General features: G+C 48.8%; 15 protein-coding genes. 3 read left to right on the top strand and 12 right to left on the bottom strand.

The genetic code is table 11. The annotated features are described in order from the left end of the window. Positions 1-170: 170 nt before the first annotated feature. From speA to CIK96_RS04675, 5 genes are all read right to left on the bottom strand, one after another. On the bottom strand, positions 171-2,063 hold the full coding sequence (speA, locus tag CIK96_RS04695) for a biosynthetic arginine decarboxylase (RefSeq protein WP_094439928.1): 1,893 nt from the start codon (positions 2,061-2,063) through the stop codon (positions 171-173). A gap of 40 nt (positions 2,064-2,103) precedes the next feature. Next, the gene (locus CIK96_RS04690; protein ID WP_094439927.1) at positions 2,104-2,631 is read right to left on the bottom strand and encodes a shikimate kinase; all 528 of its coding nucleotides are present in this window, start codon (positions 2,629-2,631) and stop codon (positions 2,104-2,106) included. Beyond that, positions 2,628-4,946 (bottom strand): type I DNA topoisomerase, encoded by a 2,319-nt coding sequence (topA, locus tag CIK96_RS04685; RefSeq protein WP_094439926.1) that lies wholly within the window; start codon positions 4,944-4,946, stop codon positions 2,628-2,630. Before topA ends, CIK96_RS04690 begins: the two co-directional genes overlap by 4 nt. A 611-nt stretch (positions 4,947-5,557) precedes the next feature. After that, positions 5,558-6,088 carry an NUDIX domain-containing protein gene (locus CIK96_RS04680; protein ID WP_094391509.1) on the bottom strand — a complete coding sequence of 177 codons (531 nt, stop codon included), beginning with the start codon at positions 6,086-6,088 and terminating at the stop codon, positions 5,558-5,560. A 1-nt stretch (position 6,089) separates the two neighbouring features. Beyond that, positions 6,090-7,541: a sialate O-acetylesterase gene (locus CIK96_RS04675; RefSeq protein ID WP_094391508.1), complete on the bottom strand. Its 1,452-nt coding sequence runs from the start codon at positions 7,539-7,541 to the stop codon at positions 6,090-6,092. A gap of 89 nt (positions 7,542-7,630) precedes the next feature. Here CIK96_RS04675 and CIK96_RS04670 point away from each other — a divergent pair, with 89 nt between their 5' ends. Then, positions 7,631-8,446 carry an alpha/beta hydrolase gene (locus tag CIK96_RS04670; protein WP_094439925.1) on the top strand — a complete coding sequence of 272 codons (816 nt, stop codon included), beginning with the start codon at positions 7,631-7,633 and terminating at the stop codon, positions 8,444-8,446. 158 nt (positions 8,447-8,604) lie between these two features. Here the strand turns inward: CIK96_RS04670 and CIK96_RS04665 are convergent, their stop codons facing one another. From CIK96_RS04665 to CIK96_RS04655, 3 genes are all read right to left on the bottom strand, one after another. Further along, entirely contained in the window at positions 8,605-9,747 is a 1,143-nt protein-coding gene (locus CIK96_RS04665; RefSeq protein WP_094439924.1) for a TlpA disulfide reductase family protein, read from the bottom strand. A gap of 253 nt (positions 9,748-10,000) precedes the next feature. Next, positions 10,001-11,890, bottom strand: a complete 1,890-nt coding sequence (locus CIK96_RS04660; protein ID WP_094391505.1) for an AAA domain-containing protein — start codon at positions 11,888-11,890, stop codon at positions 10,001-10,003. A gap of 83 nt (positions 11,891-11,973) precedes the next feature. Next, on the bottom strand, positions 11,974-14,625 hold the full coding sequence (locus CIK96_RS04655) for a hypothetical protein (protein WP_094439923.1): 2,652 nt from the start codon (positions 14,623-14,625) through the stop codon (positions 11,974-11,976). Between the two features lie 216 nt (positions 14,626-14,841). On the opposite strand from CIK96_RS04655, the gene CIK96_RS04650 reads away from it, so the two are divergent. Further along, positions 14,842-16,230, top strand: a complete 1,389-nt coding sequence (locus CIK96_RS04650; protein ID WP_094439922.1) for an RluA family pseudouridine synthase — start codon at positions 14,842-14,844, stop codon at positions 16,228-16,230. A 114-nt stretch (positions 16,231-16,344) separates the two neighbouring features. After that, positions 16,345-17,652, top strand: a complete 1,308-nt coding sequence (gene eno / locus CIK96_RS04645; RefSeq protein ID WP_094391502.1) for a phosphopyruvate hydratase — start codon at positions 16,345-16,347, stop codon at positions 17,650-17,652. A gap of 95 nt (positions 17,653-17,747) precedes the next feature. Here the strand turns inward: eno and dusB are convergent, their stop codons facing one another. From dusB to CIK96_RS04625, 4 genes are read right to left on the bottom strand one after another with little or no spacing between them, the layout of a single operon-like run. Next, complete coding sequence (dusB, locus tag CIK96_RS04640) at positions 17,748-18,701, bottom strand: tRNA dihydrouridine synthase DusB (RefSeq protein ID WP_094439921.1); 954 nt, start codon at positions 18,699-18,701, stop codon at positions 17,748-17,750. 31 nt (positions 18,702-18,732) lie between these two features. Continuing rightward, on the bottom strand, positions 18,733-19,845 hold the full coding sequence (gene dprA / locus CIK96_RS04635; protein WP_094391500.1) for a DNA-processing protein DprA: 1,113 nt from the start codon (positions 19,843-19,845) through the stop codon (positions 18,733-18,735). A 2-nt stretch (positions 19,846-19,847) separates the two neighbouring features. Continuing rightward, the gene (locus tag CIK96_RS04630; protein WP_094391499.1) at positions 19,848-20,243 is read right to left on the bottom strand and encodes a thioesterase family protein; all 396 of its coding nucleotides are present in this window, start codon (positions 20,241-20,243) and stop codon (positions 19,848-19,850) included. A 4-nt stretch (positions 20,244-20,247) separates the two neighbouring features. After that, on the bottom strand, positions 20,248-21,588 hold the full coding sequence (locus CIK96_RS04625; RefSeq protein WP_094391498.1) for a DUF2851 family protein: 1,341 nt from the start codon (positions 21,586-21,588) through the stop codon (positions 20,248-20,250). Positions 21,589-21,744 lie beyond the last annotated feature (156 nt).

Below are 21,744 nucleotides of genomic sequence, written 5' to 3'. Positions count from 1 at the left end.
GTTGCACATACAAAATTAGTAATAAATTTGCGTAATATGCAGTGTTTCACTTGTTTCTTTTTGTTCTTTAACTATTGTTGGCCCTGACCGAATTGGTCAGAGCCAACAGTTGTTGACGGTCTGTACCGTCGGTGTGTGATGTTTCTGCGGTTGTTGACAACCGTCAGTTATTATTCTAAATAGGTGTAACCGTAGAGTCCGCTGCGGTAGGTAGAAAGGAATTCCTTACCCTCTTCGAGTGTGATCTTACCTTGCTTGACGCTCTTGGTAACCCATATTTCCAGTTGTCTTACCAGTTTCTTGGGTTCATACTGCACATATTCGAGCACCTCAGCAACGGTTTCTCCGTCGATCACCTGGTCGATGTGATACTGTCCGTCCTTAACGGAAATGTGTACTGCGGTAGTATCGCCGAAGAGGTTGTGCATGTCGCCGAGAATTTCCTGATAGGCTCCTACGAGGAAAACTCCTAAGTAGTAGGGTTCGTTGCGACGTAGCGGATGCACCGGCAGCGAGTGGGAGTTGTGGCGATTGGTTACGAAGTTGGCAATCTTTCCGTCGGAGTCGCAGGTGATATCCTGTAGTGTTGCGTTTCGTGTGGGCCGTTCGGTGAGTCGCTGAATAGGCATGATAGGGAACATCTGGTCGATGGCCCATGAGTCGCTGAGGCTCTGGAAGAGTGAGAAGTTGCAGAAATATTTGTCGGCAAGCAGTTTGTCGATGTTCATCAGCTCCTCCGGTATGTGTTTCAGATTCTTTGCCAATGCATTGATTTCATGGCACACACTCCAGTACATCGCCTCAATTTCCGCTCTTGTCTTGAGGTCAACGATGCCGTGTGCAAAGAGATCGAGCACCTCTTCTCTGATTTGTTCTGCATCGTGCCAGTCTTCCAATACGTTTCTTGGTGATAGGTTGTCCCATATTTCGTATAGGTCTTTCACCAGTTGATGGCTATTCTCATCGGGTTCAAACTCCTCCGGCATTTCGGGCAGCGATGCTGTTTCGAGCACGTCGATAACCAATACCGAGTGGTGTGCAGCCAGCGATCGCCCGCTTTCTGTTATCAGATTGGGGTGGGGCAGATTGTTTTTATTGGCCGCATCAACGAAGGTGTAGATACAGTCGTTTACGTATTCCTGTATAGAATAGTTGACTGAACTCTCGCTGGATGGTGACCTTGTGCCGTCGTAATCCACTCCGAGTCCGCCTCCACAATCTACGAAATCTACGTTGTAGCCCATCTTGTGGAGCTGTATGTAGAATTGTGAAGCCTCTCTGAGTGCAGTCTGTATGCGTCTGATTTTGGTGATTTGGCTTCCGATATGGAAGTGGATGAGTCTCAAACAGTCGCGCATGCCCTTCTTGTTGAGTATGTCGAGAGCTTCCAGCAGTTCTGCGCTGGTGAGTCCGAACTTGCTGGCATCGCCTCCACTTTCCTCCCATTTACCGCTTCCGGATGATGCGAGTTTGATGCGTATGCCGATGTTAGGCCTGATACCCATCTTCTTTGCTTTGTTGGCAATGATTTCCAACTCGTTCATTTTCTCCACCACAATGAATATCTGCTTGCCCATTTTCTGTGCCAGCAAAGCCAGTTCGATGTAGTTTTCATCTTTGTATCCATTGCAGATGATGATGCTGTCGCTCTGACACTGCATGGCAATGACCGCGTGCAATTCTGGTTTTGATCCCGCTTCAAGTCCGAGATTGAATTTGCGTCCGTGAGATATGATTTCTTCTACTACGGGTTGCATCTGATTGACCTTAATGGGATAGACCACATAGTTCTCACCTTTGTAGTCATACTCCTTTGCTGCTTTCTTAAAGCAACTCCATGTTTTCTCGATACGGTTGTCGAGAATGTCAGGGAAACGCAGTAGCACGGGTGATTCCACATCGCGCAGAGCGAGTTCGTTCATCACTTCGTGCAGGTCAATCTGTGTTCCGTCTTTAAACGGAGTGACATAGACGTTGCCTTGTTCGTTGATGCCGAAATAGCTGGTGCCCCAGCCGTTGATGTTGTAGAGTTCCTTAGAATCTTCAATAGTCCATTTCTTCATGTCTTGACAGAGTGGGATTTGTTGTGGATGAGAATAGATTTCAGATGTTGAGCAGTTGGCGCAGTTGATCTACGCTGAGTTGTATTTTCTCGTAGTTGTCCATGAGACTGACGTCGAGTGTGTATCTTGCTTTGTTGTAGAATTCCTCGCGTTTGGCGACTTGTTCGGTGATATAGGCAATGAGTTCTTCTGGTGTTTTGTTTTTGATGAGTGGTCTTTCGACCTTTCCCATCAGCAGATGTCGATAGAGCACTTCGGGTGTAGCTTTGAGATAGACCACCTCTCCCTGTTGGTTGATATAGTCTATGTTGTCGAAGAAGCATGGTGTTCCACCGCCGCAGCTGATGATGACGTTTTCAAATTCCGCCACTTCGTGGAGCATGTTGTGTTCTATTTTTCTGAACCCCTCTTCGCCTTTTTCCGCAAAGATTTGTGCCACAGTTTTTCTCATGCGGCTTTCTATATACCAGTCGAGGTCGTAGAACATCATGCCCGTCTCTTTGGAGAGGGCTTTGCCTATTGTGGTTTTCCCCGAACCCATATAGCCTATCAGTATGATGCGTCTCATTTTTTCTTTGTGGGAATGGATGTGTTGACAATATCCATGCACTCTTGGTATGTCAGTTCTGCTGCTTTCTGATGGAGTGCTTTGGGCAGTCGGTAGTTTTTACCCTTGTAGGCGATGTATGGGCCATATCGTCCGTTGATGACTTCGAGGTCGAGATCTTCGGTAAACACCTTGAGGTGGCGCTTCTGGTCCTGTTCGCGCTTTTCGCGTATGAGTGCTATCGACTCGTCGAGTGTAATCGCCATGGGGTCTGTATTCTTAGGCAGTGAGGTGTATTTCTTGTCGTGGAGGATGTAAGGTCCGAAGCGTCCGTTGCCAATCACTACTGGCGATCCTTCAAATTCTCCTACGGTGCGTGGCAGTTTGAAGAGTTCGAGTGTTTCTTCCAATGTAATGGTTTCGATGCTCTTGTCGCTTGGAATCTGTGCGAAGAGTGGCTTTTCTGCATCGTCTGCAGATCCTATCTGTACGACAGGACCGAATCGTCCGATCTTAACGAATACGGGTCGTCCGCTTTTGGGGTCTGTTCCCAACTGCCGTTCACCGGCTTTGTGCTCGTCGCGAGCATTGATGGTCTTCTCTACGATAGGTTCGAATCCGTCGTAGAATTGTTTTACCATGTCTTTCCACTGCTCTTCTCCACTTGCAATCTTATCGAAGTCGAGTTCCACTTTAGCGGTGAAATTGTAGTCCATGATCTCCTTGAAGTGTTCCATGAGGAAGTCGTTGACCACGATACCGATATCTGTAGGCAGCAGTTTTCCCTTGTCAGACCCAGTCACCTCTGTGCGTTCTGTGGTTTTGATCTGGAGTCCTTTCAGCGTGTCGATAGTGTAGTTGCGTTCAGTTCCAGTTCGGTCACCTTTGTGCACATATTTGCGCTGTTGGATAGTAGAGATGGTTGGTGCATAGGTAGAAGGTCGTCCGATGCCGAGTTCCTCCATTTTTTTGATAAATGAAGCTTCGTTGTATCGTGAAGGTCCTTGGCTGAATCGCTCTACAGCCTGTATTTCGCGGCGTTGCAGTTCTTCGCCTTGTTTCAAAGGAGGCAACAGTTTTGCCATTTCCTCGTCTTGGTTGTCATCGTCGTCAAATGATTCACGATATACTTTGATGAATCCGTCGAAGGTAATCACTTCGCCTTGTGCCACGAAGAGTTCTGATGTTCCACTCATGGCAATACTGATGGTAGTCTTTTCGAGTTCTGCGTCTGCCATCTGGCTGGCAGCAGTACGCTTCCAAATCAGTTCATAGAGGCGTTTCTCCTGTGGTGTTCCCGTAATCTCTGTACGGTCCATATAGGTTGGTCTGATGGCCTCGTGTGCCTCTTGTGCGCCTTTCGAACTGGTGTGATACTGTCTTGGTCGGCTGTAATTGTCGCCATAGAGTGAGGTGACAATCTGTTGGCTTGCTTCGGTGCATAGTGCCGACAGGTTGACCGAGTCGGTACGCATATAGGTGATAAGTCCGTTTTCGTAGAGGTGTTGTGCCACCATCATGGTCTGACTCACGGTGAGTCCGAGTTTGCGTGCAGCTTCCTGTTGGAGCGTAGAAGTAGTGAATGGGGGAGCTGGTGTGCGTTTGGTAGGTTTCTTGGTCACCTCTTCTACTATGAATGATGCGTCTTTACACTTCTCGAGGAATGCCAGTACTTCATCGTGTGTCTTGAAGCGTTTGTTGAGTTGAGCCTTTACTTCGGTCTGTGAACCGTCTGCATTGACCACTCCAAACACGCCGCTTACGCTATAGAAGGGTACGCTCTTGAAGTTTTGTATCTCGCGTTCGCGATCCACAATAAGTCTTAGTGCCACACTCTGCACACGTCCGGCAGAGAGTGATGGCTTTACTTTTCTCCAGAGCACGGGTGATAGTTTGAATCCCACGAGTCTGTCGAGTACACGTCTGGCCTGTTGTGCATTGACCAGATTCATATCGAGGTGACGTGGTGTTTCGATGGCCTTGAGAATTGCAGGCTCTGTGATTTCGTGGAACACGATACGGCTTGTTTTCTCTTCATCAAGTCCGAGTACTTCGCAAAGGTGCCATGAGATGGCTTCTCCTTCGCGGTCCTCATCGGATGCGAGCCATATCTTTTCAGCTTTCTTGGCAGTTGTCTGGAGTTCCTTTACCAGTTTCTCTTTCTCTTCTGGTATTTCATATTCGGGTTCGAGTGTGCTGGTATTGATGCTCATGTCGTGCTTCTTGAGGTCACGGATGTGTCCGTAACTTGACATGACCTTATAGTCTTTCCCCAAAAACTTTTCTATTGTTTTGGCCTTGGCAGGCGACTCCACAATGACTAAATTCTTTTGCATACCTTTGATAATAATATTGTTCGGGCTGCAAAAGTAGGTAAAAGTTTTGGTTACACCTTATATATATAGGTGTTTTTTTGTTTTCTTAACTATTCGCCGCATGATAGTTGGTTGGTGTCTGCTTGTCTTCAACGTCGGCTATCTATACCTCAGCGTTGTGCCGATGGTGTTTCTGTGTTCTGTTGCCAATGTCTTGTTGATATGCTTTGAACGCCTGTTTTTCAGCTACTTGCATATCAACAGTCTATGTTCAGACGTTGCTTTTCTTAGCAAATTCAATGATTTTGCTGACCAAATTCAATGAATTTACCGGGCAATTTCAATGAATTTGCTGAGCAAACTCATTGAATTTCCTCGCTTATGGGTATTCTTTAGAAGTGCTATGGATGTTTTTTCGGTGGGTTATTAACGTTGGTTAGACATATCATGAATAGGGGATATGATAGCAAAATAAATTGATTTGCTCAGCAAAACAAATTGTTTTCCTCAGCAAATCAATTTACTTTGTTCAGCAAATCAATTTGTTTTGCTGTGCCAAGTGATATTTGAAGCGGTGACGAGCAATGTGTAAAACATTGCCGACTAACGACTTGTGCATACGGAAGTGTGGCCTATTCGATGCGTGCCACTTCCAGAAAGCGTTCCACTGCACGGCGTATGCTGGTCAGTCCGAACTCTTTTGGGTGGAGATGGCGTATGGGAATCCACATACATTCGGCAGCATCGTCGGCTGCACGGGCACGCGTTTCGGCAGGAACACGTACCAGAAAGTCCATATCGATGGTATGTACGGTGATGCCGCTGTATAGATATTGGTTGGGGAAGGAAAAGAGATATTCCATCTTTGTGGCATGGATGCCCGTCTCTTCCTGTATCTCGCGACGCATTCCCTCCTCTACGGTTTCGTCCATATCGACAAAGCCGCCGGGCAAATCGAGTGTGCCTTTGGCGGGTTCTTTACCTCTGCGCACCACGAGTATCTCGCCGCGATCGTTGACAATGAATGCTGCTGTTGCAGCGCAAACATTGGCATAATAGGTGAAGCCACAGTCTTTGCAGCGCTTGCTCTTAAAATTGTTAGTAACAAATTGCTTACTGCCACATATTGGGCAGTAAGCAAACATATCAAGAGGATGTTTCATATTACCAGTTGTCTGTGCGGAATGGGAACAGGGGCAGGCCTCCCGCATTGGCCAGATTGCCCAATTGGAAGTTGCGGAAGCAGTAGCGTACAGCCACAGGCTCCTTCACTTCAGGACTTGATACTACGATGGCTTCGTTCCAAGGGCCTGGTGCATCAACCCATGTGTGGCGTGCGGTAGCCTTGTGGAACACGCGGTCGGCACCAGCTACCTCAAAGCCTTCGATGCCTTCGAAACGGCTGTAGGCTCCGTATTCGTTGTCGAAATGTACCAAAACCTTATCGCCGTCGATCTTCATCTCCTTGAAAGTCATGCTCTCACAGATGACAGATTTCATGCCGTAGGTTTTGTTGAGCGCTTGATAGGCAAGTCGTTCGCCCACCTGACGCTTTTGTGCAGGATGGATTTGCTCTACCTCATAGGGGTAAACGAGGTCTTCGGTGCATACGATACCACTGTTGGGGATGACCTTGGCAGCATTGAACTGCTGTTCGCGCAATCTTGGTCCAGCGTCGCCGTTGATGTCGCCGTTATGATAAGGAGCTATCTGTACGAAGTAGAAGGGAATGTCGCCCTGCTTGAAATCGCGGCGCCATTGAGCCACAAGGTCAGCCAGTCGCTGGGTGTATTGACCGTCAGGGTCGCCCACGTTAGAGCAGCCTTGATAGAAGAGGATGCCCTTTACGGTGCTGTTGAGTATTGGGTTGAAGGTGCCGTTGCCCCAAAGAAGTGGATAGAGGAAGTCCCATTTGAATTTATTCACCATGTGTGTGGAGTCTAAATCCTCTTTGGTATTCTTGGTCAGATAGTCTCGGTCGAGCCAACTCTCTACGCGGCTGCCTCCTTTGTTTGCCATGATGAGTCCAACGGGAACGTCGATAGCCTCGTTGACAGTCTTGGCGAAGAAGTAACCGGTGGCTGATGCTTCGCTAACATTGTCTGCATTGGCCTCTTTCCATTCGCAGTTGGCATCGTCGAGAGGCTTTGTGCTCATGATGCTGGGCACTTTGACATAGTGAATACCTTTATGCTTATTGGCTTCGAGTACTACTTGGTTGTAGCCTTCCACAGGGCAATTGCCGAATCCTTTGATAGGCATTTCCATGTTAGACTGGCCTGCGCAGACCCATACCTCGCCTGCCAATACATTATTGACAGTGACCTTTCCATCACCGTCGTCAAAACTAATGCTCAGTGGGGTATAGCTGGCTTTGGGCGATTTAACGGTCAGCAACCATTTACCGTCCTTGCCTGCAACAGCTTCGCTACGCTCATTGCTCCACGAAGTGGTCGCCACTACCTTGCTTTTGGGCTTTGCCCATCCCCAAAGGCGCACGTCACTCTGTTGCTGAATAATCATGTTATCGCCTACAAGATGCGACAATTTTACTTTTGCCTGTGCTCCGATGGTCAGTCCGGCGAGCACCATTAATGAAAGGAATCTTTTATTCATAGTCGTAATGATTTGTCGTTTTGGTAGTGCAAAGATACAGACTTTTCAATAATAATATGTATCTTTGCACCTAAAAATATCATTTTATTATGAAGAAACTACTTTTTTTAATCTTATTGTTTGTGTCTGCTTCGGCTTATGCCCAGCAAGGCATGGAGTTGAATCTGTGGCCCCAGGGACCACAAACCAATAATGGCGACCCCACCGACATGGCGAAGATAAGCATCTTTCTGCCTAAGAAGAGCCAATCTACAGGACGTGCCATTGTCATCTGTCCAGGCGGTGGCTACACTCATCTGGCATTTGAAAAAGAGGGAACCGCATGGGCACCCTTCTTCAACAGTTTGGGCATTGCCGTCATTGTGTTGAAGTATCGCATGCCTCATTGCGTATGGAAAGTGCCTGCCGAAGATGCTGAAGAGGCCATGCGCACCGTGCGTCGCAACGCAAAGAGTTGGGATATCGACCCGCAGCAAGTGGGCATCATGGGATTCTCAGCAGGCGGTCATCTCGCTTCGACCATTGCCACCCATTCTAAGGGCGATGCAGCGCCCAATTTCCAGATATTGATGTATCCCGTCATCTCTATGGAGACAGGTGTCACCCATCAGGGTTCGCGCGATAATCTGTTGGGTAAGAATCCCAAGCGCAAACTCGTCAACGACTATTGCAACGAGCAGCACGTGACCCATGCCACACCTCCTGCCTTCATAGCATTAGCCAACGATGATAAAGCGGTATCGCCTATCAATGCTGTCAGCTATTACGAGGAACTCTGTCAGGCAGGTGTTTCTGCCTCGATGCATATCTATCCCACTGGTGGACATGGTTTCGGCATCCTCCAGTCCTTCCCCTATCATCTTGAATTGATGATGGAGTTGCGCCGTTGGTTGCAGAGTTTCTAAGTTCCGCAAAAGTATTAAGGGCATCAGCCGCAACATTCATCCATCACGCATTATAGTACAATAGTCTGTAATAGGATTCATCAAAAAATAAGCATCGCATAGACTTGGTGGTCTGTGCGATGCTTGTTTCTTGATGGTTCTGACGGTCTGCCAGACTGTTACAGCAGTGCCTTAATCTCAGCCTCGATGTCACGTACTTGCTGACTGCGCTTGCGCAAGGTGTTGGTACGATCGATGAGGAAGTATTCTGGAAGCCCTTGTACGTTGTAAACGATAAGCGACTGTGAGTCGAGACCTTGTGGGTCGCGCACGCTAATCCATGGCAGTGCGGCGGTTTGCTGCTTCCAGAAATGCTCATCGGGATCGAGTGCTACCTGGTAAATCTCAAAGCCCTGTGCATGGTATTTGTTATAGAGTTCACGCAAGAGCAGGATGCGCTTGGGTGAGTTTTCTGTGCCAAAGACATGGAAATCGAGCATCACCACCTTGCCCTTGAGGTCGCTCAGACGGCACACCTTACCATGGTTGTCGGTCAGTGCAATATCGATAAGTCCCGTGGTCGATACCTTGCTGGCATCGATGGTATTGGCACGGTCTGCCTCGTTGATGCGCATATTCTTCATGCCCTCGATGGCAATGTTGTGCAGGTTGGTTCCGCGCTCAGCTCCTGGATGGTAGGTATCCCAACTGGTAGCTACCGCTGCAAACACTTTGATGTCATCTTTGTTGCTGCGAGGGTTAAACAGCAGCATGTTGCCCAAGGTCTGGAACAGTGCAAAATATGCATAAGAGCGGTTGGGCTCTTTGAGAATATAGTTCATCTTTACATCATTCTTATAGTCGTTGATGATGCGTAAGATGCTGTCGTTGCTTTGGTCGATGGTCAGAGCTGGGTTGCGCTGGATAGCCATGACCCGCTGTTGCAGGTCGATTTGCTTAAGGGCAAGTTCCTTAATCTTCTCACAGTTTTCTGAACCGCTTACTTCATACTGTGTAGCCATTTGTGGATATTTGGTCTTGATGGTCACAGTTTCGGTAGAATCGATACTTACATTGATGATCTGGTCTGCAATGCGCAGACGGTAAAATTCGGGTGCATCGTTTTGTGCACAAGCAAAATTGAAGTTGCCTTCGCCGTCCAGTTTTACAGAATCCACTACGTTGATTTCCTCAATGCCCACGTTTTCGAGGTAGAGCACAGAGTCTTTAGCATTGGCAATGGTGCCTTCTACATGGAATTTCTTCTCGCTACAAGAGGCCATTGCCAGTACAGCCATGGCCATCATCATATACTTCTTCATTTTAATTGTTTTTTCGGTTTTGGGTACAAAGGTACGATTAAGTGAGCGAAAAGCAAAAGGAAAACTCGTTTTTCTTTTGCATTTCCGAACGTTAGTACCTTGGCGACACCGTCGCAAAGGTATGATTAAGTGAGTGAAGAGCAAAGTGAAAACTCGTTTTTCTTTTGCATTTCCGAACGTTAGTACCTTGGCGACGGTGTCGTAAAGGTACGATTAAGTGAGTGAAGAGCAAAGTGAAAACTCGTTTTTCTCTCTATTCTTTCCTCTTCAACCGTTGTATATAGTCCCACAGCTGCTTATAGAAAGGATGTCGTGTCATGGTAGGCACATCGCCCAAGATGATGAGTTTCATACGTGCACGAGTAATGGCAACGTTCATGCGGCGTAGGTCACGGAGAAATCCGATCTGTCCCTCTTGATTGGAACGCACCAGCGAGATGACGATGATGTCACGTTCCTGCCCTTGAAATCCATCTACCGTATTGACGCTGATAAGCCTTCGGAAGGGCTTGAAGTATTCGCTGCGGCTCACCAACCGGCGCAGGTATTGCACCTGTGCTCTATAGGGCGAGATGATGCCCACATTGATGCGCTCGTCGAGCAGACGCTCTTTGCCGATGCGCTCGAAGTAATGTTGAAGGGTTTCGAGCGTCAGCGTTCCCTCCTTTTTATTAATACGACCGAACGAATCGCCAACAAACTCCTCATGCATCTCCTCTCCGCTGGTGTCAATCCACTCGATGGGAATGTCCAAATCGAGTATTCCACGATACTTCACATCGGGAGCACTCTCCACCTTACCATCATAGAAATAGTCGGAAGAGAAGCGCATGATGTCTTCGTTCATGCGGTATTGCGTCTGCAATAGGCTGACTGCCGAGGGTTTTGTCTCTACCAGATGCTCCATCAACGTGCGGCCCAAACCAGCCTTGAGAGCAGCAATGCTCTTCACCGTGGGCGGCAGTTGGCAGTGGTCGCCGGCAAGGATGACTCGGCCCACACGGCGCATGGGAATCCAACAGGCAGCTTCCAATGCCTGTGCTGCCTCGTCGATAAAGAGGCTGCTGAACTTTCTGCCGTCCAACAGTCGGTGGCCGGCTCCTACCAAAGTGCAGGCAATCACTCGTGCATCGTCGAAGAGTTCTTGGTTGATGCGTATCTCCAATTCGGTGGCACGCCCTTTCAGACTCTCCATTTTCTGGTGGTATTTCTCATCGCCGCGCTTTCGGTGAGCACGCAAATCACGTATGGCTTTGCGGATGGCCCATAGTTGTGGATAGTCGGGATGCCCCTCAAAGCGCCGCTCGTAAGTAAAAGACAGCATCTTGTCGGTAACACGTGTGGGGTTGCCCAACCGCAGTACGGGGATGCCACGGTCTGCCAATTTCTCCGAAATCCAGTCAACAGCCATGTTACTTTGTGCGCATACCAACACCTGGCTCTCGCGCATAAGAGTCTCGTGGATAGCCTCTACGAGCGTTGTGGTCTTTCCTGTTCCTGGCGGACCATGGACTATAGCCACATCCTTGGCACGCAACACTAAGTTGACCGCCGCCTCCTGCGTGGTGTTGAGATAGGGAAAATGCATGGGTGCGAACGTCAGCACTTCAGGTTCTTTGCGCGAATAAAAGAGGTCGCGAAGGTAAGCCAGACGTCCTTTGGCACGTATGGCGCGGTCGAGTGCATCGAGCATCAATCGGTAACTGGTCTCATCAAACGATAATTGCACACCCAGATGGTCGGTGCGCTGAAGTGTCAGCAGATAGCCATCGTTGGGAATGACGCACACCATGCGGTCGCCATCCACATAGCTCACCATAGCCGTAAACGACAAATACTTGATTCGGGCGTCCTTTTGCGACATACTATCGCAGGAGAAAAATATGATGGGTTTGCCAAATTCGAAGTTGTGCTCGATGTCGGTATCGGTAGTGCGCATCACCTCCACAGCCAGTTGGTTGAGCGAATTATAGTAGCTCTTGGTGATTTGCAACGGATACCAAGCATCGCCACGCTTTACCTTCCGCATCATTCCCATCTCTTCGGTCTGTTTGCGGAAGGCTTCTTTCTCGGCTTGATACTCCATCTGGAGTAGCAATCGTTGTTGGGTGAGTGCCTGAACAGGCGATGTCGTAGAAACCATAGTGGGTGCAAAGTTACACTTTTTTTGTGTATCTCTGCACCCTGCTATGTGATTTATTCCCTAATCGGGATTTGTTTTTCGAGTTAACGAGCCAGTCGCTTCTGTCCGTTCTGTATATAGATGCCCTTTGACGGACGCTGTATGCGACGGCCCTGAAGGTCGTAAATAGGACCGTCGGTCTGTTCTTCGTCGGTCTTCACATGTTCGATACCTGTTGTACCGTCGGTCACGGCAAAGTTGAACTGACGTACCATCGAGTCGGAACCGTCGCTCACTTTGACGCGAACGGTATAGAATCCCTTGACCGTAGTGACCATGCTGAGGCTGTTGTCTTCGATGGTGGCACCGCTGACGCTATTGGCAATGGTAGCCGTAAACGAAGGATAGCCTGCGAAATAGGGTTTGAGGTCGATGCTCTTGGTATCGCCAACCTTCACGATGAAGTTTGGATGTGCCATCCAATCAAGGTATTCTTCCAAGTCGGTGTAGTGGTCTCCATCTCGATCGTCATTGTTGTTGGCAACATTTTTATCTGTTCCTGCAATTTCTTCAAACCAGTCGGGGATGCCATCCATATCGGTATCGAATCCTGTAGGACGTGTCTCGGTGGTGATTCCAAGTTTGGCGGCATCGAAACCCTCGCTGTCTTCCTCATGGTCGATGAGGCCTTTTTTGCCCGTTTTGCTACCGGTGGTCGATGTAGATCCGTTGCGCGTTTCGTCGATGATACGTGCATCGTGCTTGTTAAGAGTAGGCATATTGCAACCCACATCGCTCAACACACTCTTGTAGGCACTTTCTGCCGTTTCGATTTCGGCATAGCTTTCAAAGAAAGGCTTAGTGGCCCAGGGTTCCCAGTTGAGCACTTGACCGTTGGAGAGTTCATATATATAGGTGTCGCCTTCCTTATCGTTGACTTTTGATCCTGATGGTTCTTCGCGAATATTGCCTTTGACATAAGCAGCCTGTGTGCCGCTGCCCGTTCCTTCAAACTGATGGCGGAAGAGTTTTCTCATGGTTGTGGCAGGTCCCATCTTATAGTAGTTGTTGACGAAATTGATTTCGTGGGAACCACCGTCGGTAGCACGGCTGCCCCAGTTATAAACCACATTGTTGAACACATCATGATGACCATCATAGTTGCCAGTGCCATCGAGTCCGCCAGAGATACTCCAGTTGCGTCCTTCGTTATGTGCCAACAGATTGTGGTGGAACGATCCGGGCAGTCCTCCCATCTGTCCGCTTCCGATGGTAGCGGCATAGCCGTGTTGTGTTCCCGTGCCGTAGTTGGGATGGTTGGCACAGTTGAGCGCCTCGCTGATGATAGTGCGTTGCAGCGTGATGGCCTTGGCATTACGGCTTGAGAAACCCTCGTCGATGGTCCAAGAAATGGAGCAATGGTCCATGATGGCATGGTCGTTGCCCGCCATACCCATTCCGTCGATACCGATCTGTGCATCTTTGGCATCAATGATATGGCCACGGTAGAGACGGATGAAACGGGTGATACCGTCGCTCTGCATGCCGAATGGTGCACCACGGAACAAGATGCCGTTGCCTGGCGCGGTTTGTCCCGCCACGGTAACATATTTCTCAGAACAGGTCAGACGGGCTTTCAGGTGGATTACACCTGCCACATCAAACACGATGGTGCGTGGCCCTTTCACCTGAGTGATACCATAGCGGAAAGTTCCGGGTTGGGGATTGGTGGCATCGTCATCGAGTGAAGTGACATGATAGACTATGCCTCCGCGTCCACCAACAGCATATTGACCATAGCCTTCGGCATCAGGAAATGCCTTGCGGCGCGGTTGAAACGACCATACCGTGCCATGGTGTATCTTGCCTTGGGCATCCTCTTCGTCCATGCGCCAGAAGTATCTGGTCAATGGCGATAGCTGACCGGTCTGCCATGAGGCTGCTGTTCCTTCATAGTCGTAGGTTGTGGCATTGACAACTGCCATGGAGTCGGTGCCGAATACCAAGTGGTGCTTGGCGGTACCATCGGGAGCTTTCCACGACAGCGAAGCCTTACCATCCTCCCATGCCGCATGGCGGTCGTTGTTGGCAGGGGTAGGGTCGAGTGCCATGAAAGTATCACCGCCCACTTCAAGCGAGTTGAGTTCGAGCGATGTGGTAGTGTAGGTCGTGCCCTCTACAGGTACTGTATAATAGGTGATGGTGACAGGTCGTTGATCTGTGACGGTAAATTCTACGCTCGATTTGGCAGACTCAGAGAGCGAAGTAGCACGACGGGTCTGTTGTATGCCCGTCACTTTGGTCACTCCATCAACATCGATACTGATGGGAGGAGCTACGAAATCGCCTCCATCCGTATTGTTGTGATAGGCCAGCAAGGTGTGGTTGCCATTGGGCAGTCCAGCTATATGCACCTTGATGCCTACCCGTCCGGTGGTGAGTTCGGGTCTGTTGCCCTGTTCGTCAAGTCCCTTGACCATCACACCATCGCAGATGAGCTTGGAATGTTGGCGTCCGTCTTTCCATCTTACGGTATAGAGGGTCTTTCCCTTGACATCACCTTCTATTTCTACGGTAAATGTAACGCCACCGAATGTCTTGGTAGCTGGTTGCTGTTGCGTAGGGATTCCCCATGCTTCATAACCTTCCTCCAGATACTGTGAAGGATTGTCGTTGGGTTGATTGAAGTCTATTTGTTGCGCATGAGCGGTATGTGTGCACAGCAAACAGAGAAACATGTGTAGAAAATGTTTCATAAGCTTAATGTTTTAGTAGTTTTAGTTTGTTTTTAATGTAGCGTTTGCAAAGGTAGTGCAAACCGAGCGAAATGCAAAAGAAAAAAATGTTTTTATTTTCATTTTCGAGGTGCAGCCTACCTTGGATGCATAGTATCAAAGGTACGATTAAGCGAGCGAAATGCAAAAGGAATTTGGCAAAAAAGTTGTATCTTTGCATCAGAAAACAAAAAAGCAATGACGCTACATCCTCTATATTCCGACGAAAAGCCACCCGAACGGTTCACCTATCCCTTCGGATACGAGCCACATCCGCTCTGCCGACAAGCTGCAACAGAGGTGCAAACCTATATTGCCAGCCATAAAGAACTGCAAGACGATGCCGACCGCGGCAAGATGTTTGGTGTATTGGTGTGTGAGCAGCAGGGACAACTGGTGTTTCTGGCTGCTTATAGTGGACTCCTTGCCGGTCGTAACGACTGGGATTATTTCGTGCCGCCAGTATTCGATGCCCAACAACCAGATGGATATTTCAAACAGGAGGAGCGCGCCATCTCAGCCATGACAGCAGAGACAGATCGCGAATCACGCAAGCAACGGTCGCAAAAACTACAACGCTGGCTGTTCGACCAGTATCGCATGCTCAATGCAGAAGGGCAAAGTAGTCAGTTGGTCGATATTTGGCAAGGCTACTATCGCGACCGTGTGGTAAGAAAATTTCCGTTGCCTCCAGGCGGTACGGGTGACTGTTGTGCCCCCAAACTCCTACAGTATGCTTATCAACACGGACTTCAACCACGGTGTATGGCAGAATTCTGGTGGGGACAATCGCCTCGCCAAGAGATACGGCACCACTTACAATACTATCCAGCGTGTAGTGGAAAATGCAAACCAGTACTGTCATGGATGCTGAAAGGACTTAACGTGGATCCAGATCCCGATACATTGTCACATCCACGAAAGCCCATTGCCATTGTCTATGAAGACGATAGCCTGCTGGTGGTCGATAAGCCTTCGGGAGTGCTGAGTGTGCCTGGTCGCAACGAAACCTATAGTGTGGAGACCGTCATGCGAGAACGCTATCCCGACAGTTATGTGGCACATCGATTGGACATGGGTACCTCAGGACTGCTCATCGTGGCAAAGACACTCGATGCATATCGCGACCTTCAAGACCAATTCCTGCATCATGAGGTGCGCAAACGCTATGTTGCTCTGCTCGAACCACCTGCAGCTGGACAGATTCTCTGCCCAGCGAAAGGCACCATCCGACTGCCTATGCGGCCCGATATGACAAATCGACCGCTGCAAATGGTTGATATGGAACACGGAAAAACGGCAGTCACCGACTATGAATTTATCGACTCCAATACAGTTTCGCTCACTCCACATACCGGACGCACCCATCAGTTGCGGGTACATTGTGCACACCCCGATGGGCTGGGGCGCCCCATTCAAGGCGATGAACTATATGGACATACCAACCTAACAACGTCCCGAATCCATCCCGATGACACCGACCGACTCATGCTCCATGCTGCCGAAATATGGTTCCGACATCCTGTTACCAACCAACCGATGCACTTTGTTTTGCCATTTCGGCATGACAAACTACACCTTATATAAAATAAATAAAGGTTAAACACCGATAAAAATGCCACAGGAGTATGGAGTTTTGAGATAAATTTGGTAACTTTGCGCACGGAAATTTACAATCATTCATTAAAATAATAGATTATTATGATTATTGAAAACATTCACGCAAGAGAGATTCTGGATTCACGTGGTAATCCTACTGTAGAGGTTGAAGTAACTCTGGAAACTGGCGACATGGGTCGTGCCAGCGTTCCTTCTGGTGCTTCTACCGGTGAAAACGAGGCACTTGAGCTCCGTGATGGCGACAAAGGCCGCTATCTGGGCAAGGGCGTTCAGAAAGCTGTAGAGAACGTAAACACCAAGATTGCTCCCGCTATCGAAGGTATGAGCGTTCTGGATCAGCGCGCTATCGATGCCAAGATGCTGGAACTCGACGGTACTCCTACTAAGAAGAACCTTGGTGCTAACGCTATCCTCGGTGTATCACTGGCCGTTGCTCATGCTGCTGCCAACTATCTGCAGATTCCCCTCTATCGCTATATCGGCGGTACTAACACCTACGTTCTGCCTGTTCCTATGATGAACATCGTTAACGGTGGTGCTCACTCTGACGCTCCTATCGCATTCCAGGAGTTCATGATCCGCCCTGTTGGCGCTGCCAACGAAAAGGAAGGTATCCGCATGGGTGCTGAGGTTTTCCACAATCTTGCTAAGCTGTTGAAGGCTCGTGGCCTCTCTACTGCTGTTGGTGATGAGGGTGGTTTCGCTCCTAACTTTGACGGCATCGAGGATGCACTCGACACCATCATGGAAGCTATCAAGGCTGCTGGCTACGAGCCAGGAAAGGACGTGAAGATCGCAATGGACTGCGCTGCTTCTGAATTTGCTGTTCAGGAGAATGGTGAGTGGTTCTACGATTACCGTCAGCTGAAGAATGGTAAGAAGAAAGATCCTAATGGTAAGAAGCTCAGCGCTGAGGAGCAGATTGCTTACCTCGAGCAGCTGATTACCAAATATCCTATCGACTCTATCGAGGACGGACTCGATGAGAACGACTGGGACAACTGGGTTAAACTCACACAGCGCATCGGTGACCGTTGCCAGCTCGTTGGTGATGACTTGTTCGTAACCAACGTGAAGTTCCTGGAGAAGGGAATCAAGATGGGTGCTGCCAACTCTATCCTGATCAAGGTTAACCAGATTGGTTCACTCACCGAGACTCTCGACGCTATCGAAATGGCTCACCGTCACGGCTATACCACCGTTACTTCTCACCGTTCAGGTGAAACAGAGGACACCACCATCGCTGACATCGCTGTTGCTACCAACAGTGGTCAGATCAAGACTGGTTCGCTCTCACGTACCGACCGCATGGCTAAATACAACCAGCTCATCCGTATTGAGGAGCAGCTCGGTGGCCGTTCAGTTTATGGTTACAAGAAACTGAAGTAATCTCTATTACTACAGCAAATACTGATAAGGGGTGGATGCCATGTGGCTTCCACCCCTTTTAAAGTTATATGCGATAATTGTTTTGATGAACAACTCTATTGGCGCAATCGCTCACGACATTGTTCCAGTATCTGCATCACCTCGTCCATCTTCTCTGCACGCAACATGGCAATGCGCGTCTGGCGGAAGTCTGGAATACCTTTGAATACAGGCGATGCTGCTAAGTGACGACGGGTGTGGAGAATGCCACGGCGCTCGTCGATGCGCTCAACATTGATGCGCAATTGTTCTTCCAATACGTCAATCTTCTCATCAAGCGTTAATTCCTTACGACTGAATATCCAAGGACAACCAAATGTGGCACGGCCAATCATCACCGCATCAACACCATATTGGTCGAAAGCGCGGTCGGCATCGTCGAGCGATTTGATATCGCCATTACCTATGATGGGGATGTGGATGCGGGGATTGCGCTTCACTTCTCCTATCAGTGTCCAGTCGGCATCACCTGTGTACATCTGCGCACGAGTGCGGCCATGGATGGTTAGTGCCTTTATGCCACAGTCTTGCAACTGTTCGGCGAGTGTGGTGATGACGAGATTGTCGTTGTTCCAACCCAAACGGGTCTTTACCGTGACAGGCAGATTTACTGCATCGATAACCTTACGAGTGATGTCGAGCAATTTGTCGATATTCTGCAACATGCCAGCACCTGCGCCTTTTCCTGCAACCTTCTTGACAGGACAACCGAAGTTGAGGTCAATCAGATCTGGACCAGCTTGTTCTACAATCTTTGCAGCATCGACCATAGCATCAATGTCGCGGCCGTATATCTGTATGCCAACGGGACGTTCCTCGTCTGCAATCGTTAGTTTTTGTACCGTCGATTTGATGTCGCGCACCAAAGCTTCGGCAGATACAAACTCTGTATATACCATTGATGCACCAAACCGCTTGCAGAGCAGACGGAAACCGATATCGGTCACGTCTTCCATTGGTGCCAGAAACACCGGGCGTTCGCCCAATTCTATATTTCCTATTTTTGTCATTCTTGATTGTTGTATGATGGTTGTCGGAGTATCAGCTCAGTAGATGATAGGTGCCACCAGCCATAGGACGTACTACTCCTTTCATTTCCAAGCTGAAGAGTAGGGCGGTGACTTGGCCGATAGGGATGTTGGTGACGGTTGTTATCATATTGAGCTGTAGGTCGTTGGTTTTGCTTAAAGCATCAACAACAGCCTGTTCTTCGATGGTAAGATCAGGGAAGAGCTGGCGCTCTACGGCTTGCGGACGCAAACTGTCGGTAGTCCATCCCATTGATGAAATGAAATCATCGGCAGAAGTGATGAGGGTTGCGCCATTGTTGCGGATGAGTTGGTTGCATCCTTTGCTATATTCCGCTCCTACCGGACCAGGGAATGCAAACACCTCGCGACCATAGTTTTGAGCAATGTCGGCAGTAATGAGACTGCCGCCATGTGATGCACTTTCTACTACGATAGTGGCATCGCTTATGCCAGCCACAATGCGGTTGCGTTTCACGAAATTCATTTTTTCAGGACGTGTCATCGACATATATTCCGTCAGCAGACCGCCCTGTTCGGTCATTTGCTGGGCAATGCCACGATGGGCAGAGGGGTAGAGCGTGTCGAGTCCATGGGCAAGGACTCCAACAGTAGGTATCCCGTTGTCAAGGGAGTACTTATGGGCGCACACATCCACACCGTATGCCAGACCGCTGACGATAAGTGCATCGGGGCATTTTGTCTTTAGGTCTGCCACAAACCGGCGAATCAAATCGTTGCCATAAACCGTACAATGGCGTGTTCCCACGATGCTTATCACGCGCCGCGCATTGAGGTTGGCGTTGCCACGATAGTAGAGTAGAAGTGGTGCATCGGCACATTCGTGCAGTCGTGTGGGATAGTTGTCGCTACCGAAGGGGATAGCTTCGATATTGTTTTCCGTCATGTAACGTATCTCCTCATCGGCACGCAGTAGTGGCTCTGACCAGTCTTGTAGCAGTTCGATCAATCTTTGTGAACAATCGGGTACGGTTTCAGTCAGTCTGTTGCGGTTTTCATATACCGCTTGGGCCGATCCAAATTCGCGGTAGAGCAATTGTGCAACGGCAGGATAGAGCACCAGTATGCGACTTAAGGCAATGGTATAGCGGATATCTTCGTTCATCGTCATGATAATAAAGCCCGGTCGTAATCCTCGCTGTTAGCGAGTTTTCCATCTATCAGACATACCAGTGTGATGATTCCGCGGAAACATAATGCCTCGTCGGAAGCACGGAAGATGTCTTGATGGAATATGTATTTGACACCTTCTTTCTCTACCCACAGTCGTGAAATAAATTCGTCATCGCAGCGAAGTGGTGTCTTGTATTGCAGATTCATACGTGCAACCACGGCATCTACCCCACGCTCATGCATTTCTGCAAAACTCAGGTTTCGTGATTTCAGAAACAGATGGCGGGTATGTTCGGCATAGTGCAGATAATTGGCATTGTTGACAATGCCTTCGATGTCGCATTCGTAATCGCGCACTTCCATGTGCGCTTCAAAAATATATTTACTCATGTATTTATGATTTGCTATTTATCTGTTCATGGGGCTGCTGTGTTTTGTCTCCTGGTCGGCGAAGGTATTCATAGCCAATGCGGCAGCGCAGACAGTCTTTTCGGTCGCAGTATTCTTTTTTTAGTTGGATAAGTGCTTGCGAATCGCCGGCCGTTTTCACTTTCAGACCGCATTCGCTCCACATGCGGATGATATGGTTGCTCTCGGCGCGGAGCTGTTCCAACAGGTCGAAAGCCCTGTCGCAATATTCCTCTTTGGCAGTGTGACGACCGTAAGCAAAGAGCATCGGTATGCAAGTGTTGATGAGCAATAGGTTGATAGAGAATGGCGACAGATGTTTAGTGTTGCTTTCGCTCTCCTGTCCGAAAGTGTAGTGAGTCTTCCAGTAGTCGGATACGTGGGTGCCCATCATATTCTGCAACTCTGCCACAGTTTTGCAATCGGTCAGTTGCGAGAGACTTGTTTTACGCTCATGATAGAGACATGCCAGTTGTGACAAACGGATATAGGGGAAATTCTGAGGTCTCAGTCGTAGGAAACGCCAGCGGTGGTGGTCCATCGGTTGGAGTGAGAATTTATGGGCAAGGTATGTATATTCCTTACTAAGGCGCTGAAAGTATGGGTCAGCAACGGCTTCGTCGCGGTAGCGCTGTGGAATGGATTCGGGTGTTAGTAATCCTGCTTGTCCCATGAAAATGGCTTCCACTTGAAACTGATCATCGCGATGATGTCCCACAGCCGATAGGGGAATGTGTGCTGCCCACTCTTCGAAACTGTCTCCGTTGATGCCGAAACCATAGTTGCGGGCCAAGGTCATGAAGTAAGCGTCTTCCCACGAACCACCCAATCTACGTGCGCGTTCAGCTATAGCCTCCGTTTTTTGCTCCAACCGCTCGGTTTGCAAAGCAGCCATCCAAGCATGGATGGTGATGGGAGCCAATTGAGGAATGATGCGGTAGCACGGCGGATATTGGTCGGTACGTAGCAACTCCTCATAGTTGTCGATGACTTGTTGAGGCACATCGATCTGCATTTGTGGTATGAAATGGCCCAATGTATTGGTCACATCGCAGTCGATGATGCCAGCTACATGAAGTACTACATTGTCGTAGGCAGCATCATGGTCATGACCATGCAGAAACCAATCGCTCGATTTGTCGTGGATTTCTACATTGCCCACCCATAGCGTCTGACCGATTTTTACCTTGGCATTGAAGAAATCGGGACCGCTGTTGCGATTATGAAGACCAGGGTCTATCACCTCTATCGGTCGTCCGTCGGTGGTGGCAAGTGGTCTGGCAGGCAGCAAACGGTGCTTCCAGACATAGTGTAGGAGTTGTTCCATGCGGCATGAAATAATAATGGTGCAAAGTTACGCAAATTATTTTTTTTTGGCAACTTTACACCATTTCTTTTTACTCCTAATCGGTTATAGAGATTCTATTTATCCCTACTTTTCGGTTTAATATGCGATTGGAGGATAGTCATGTAGCATTTGAAT

It is taken from the genome of Prevotella sp. P4-98 (assembly GCF_002251405.1).
GTDB lineage: Bacteria > Bacteroidota > Bacteroidia > Bacteroidales > Bacteroidaceae > Prevotella.
Note: the sequence above shows the minus strand (reverse complement) of the source record. Positions and strands in the feature narration are given on the sequence as shown.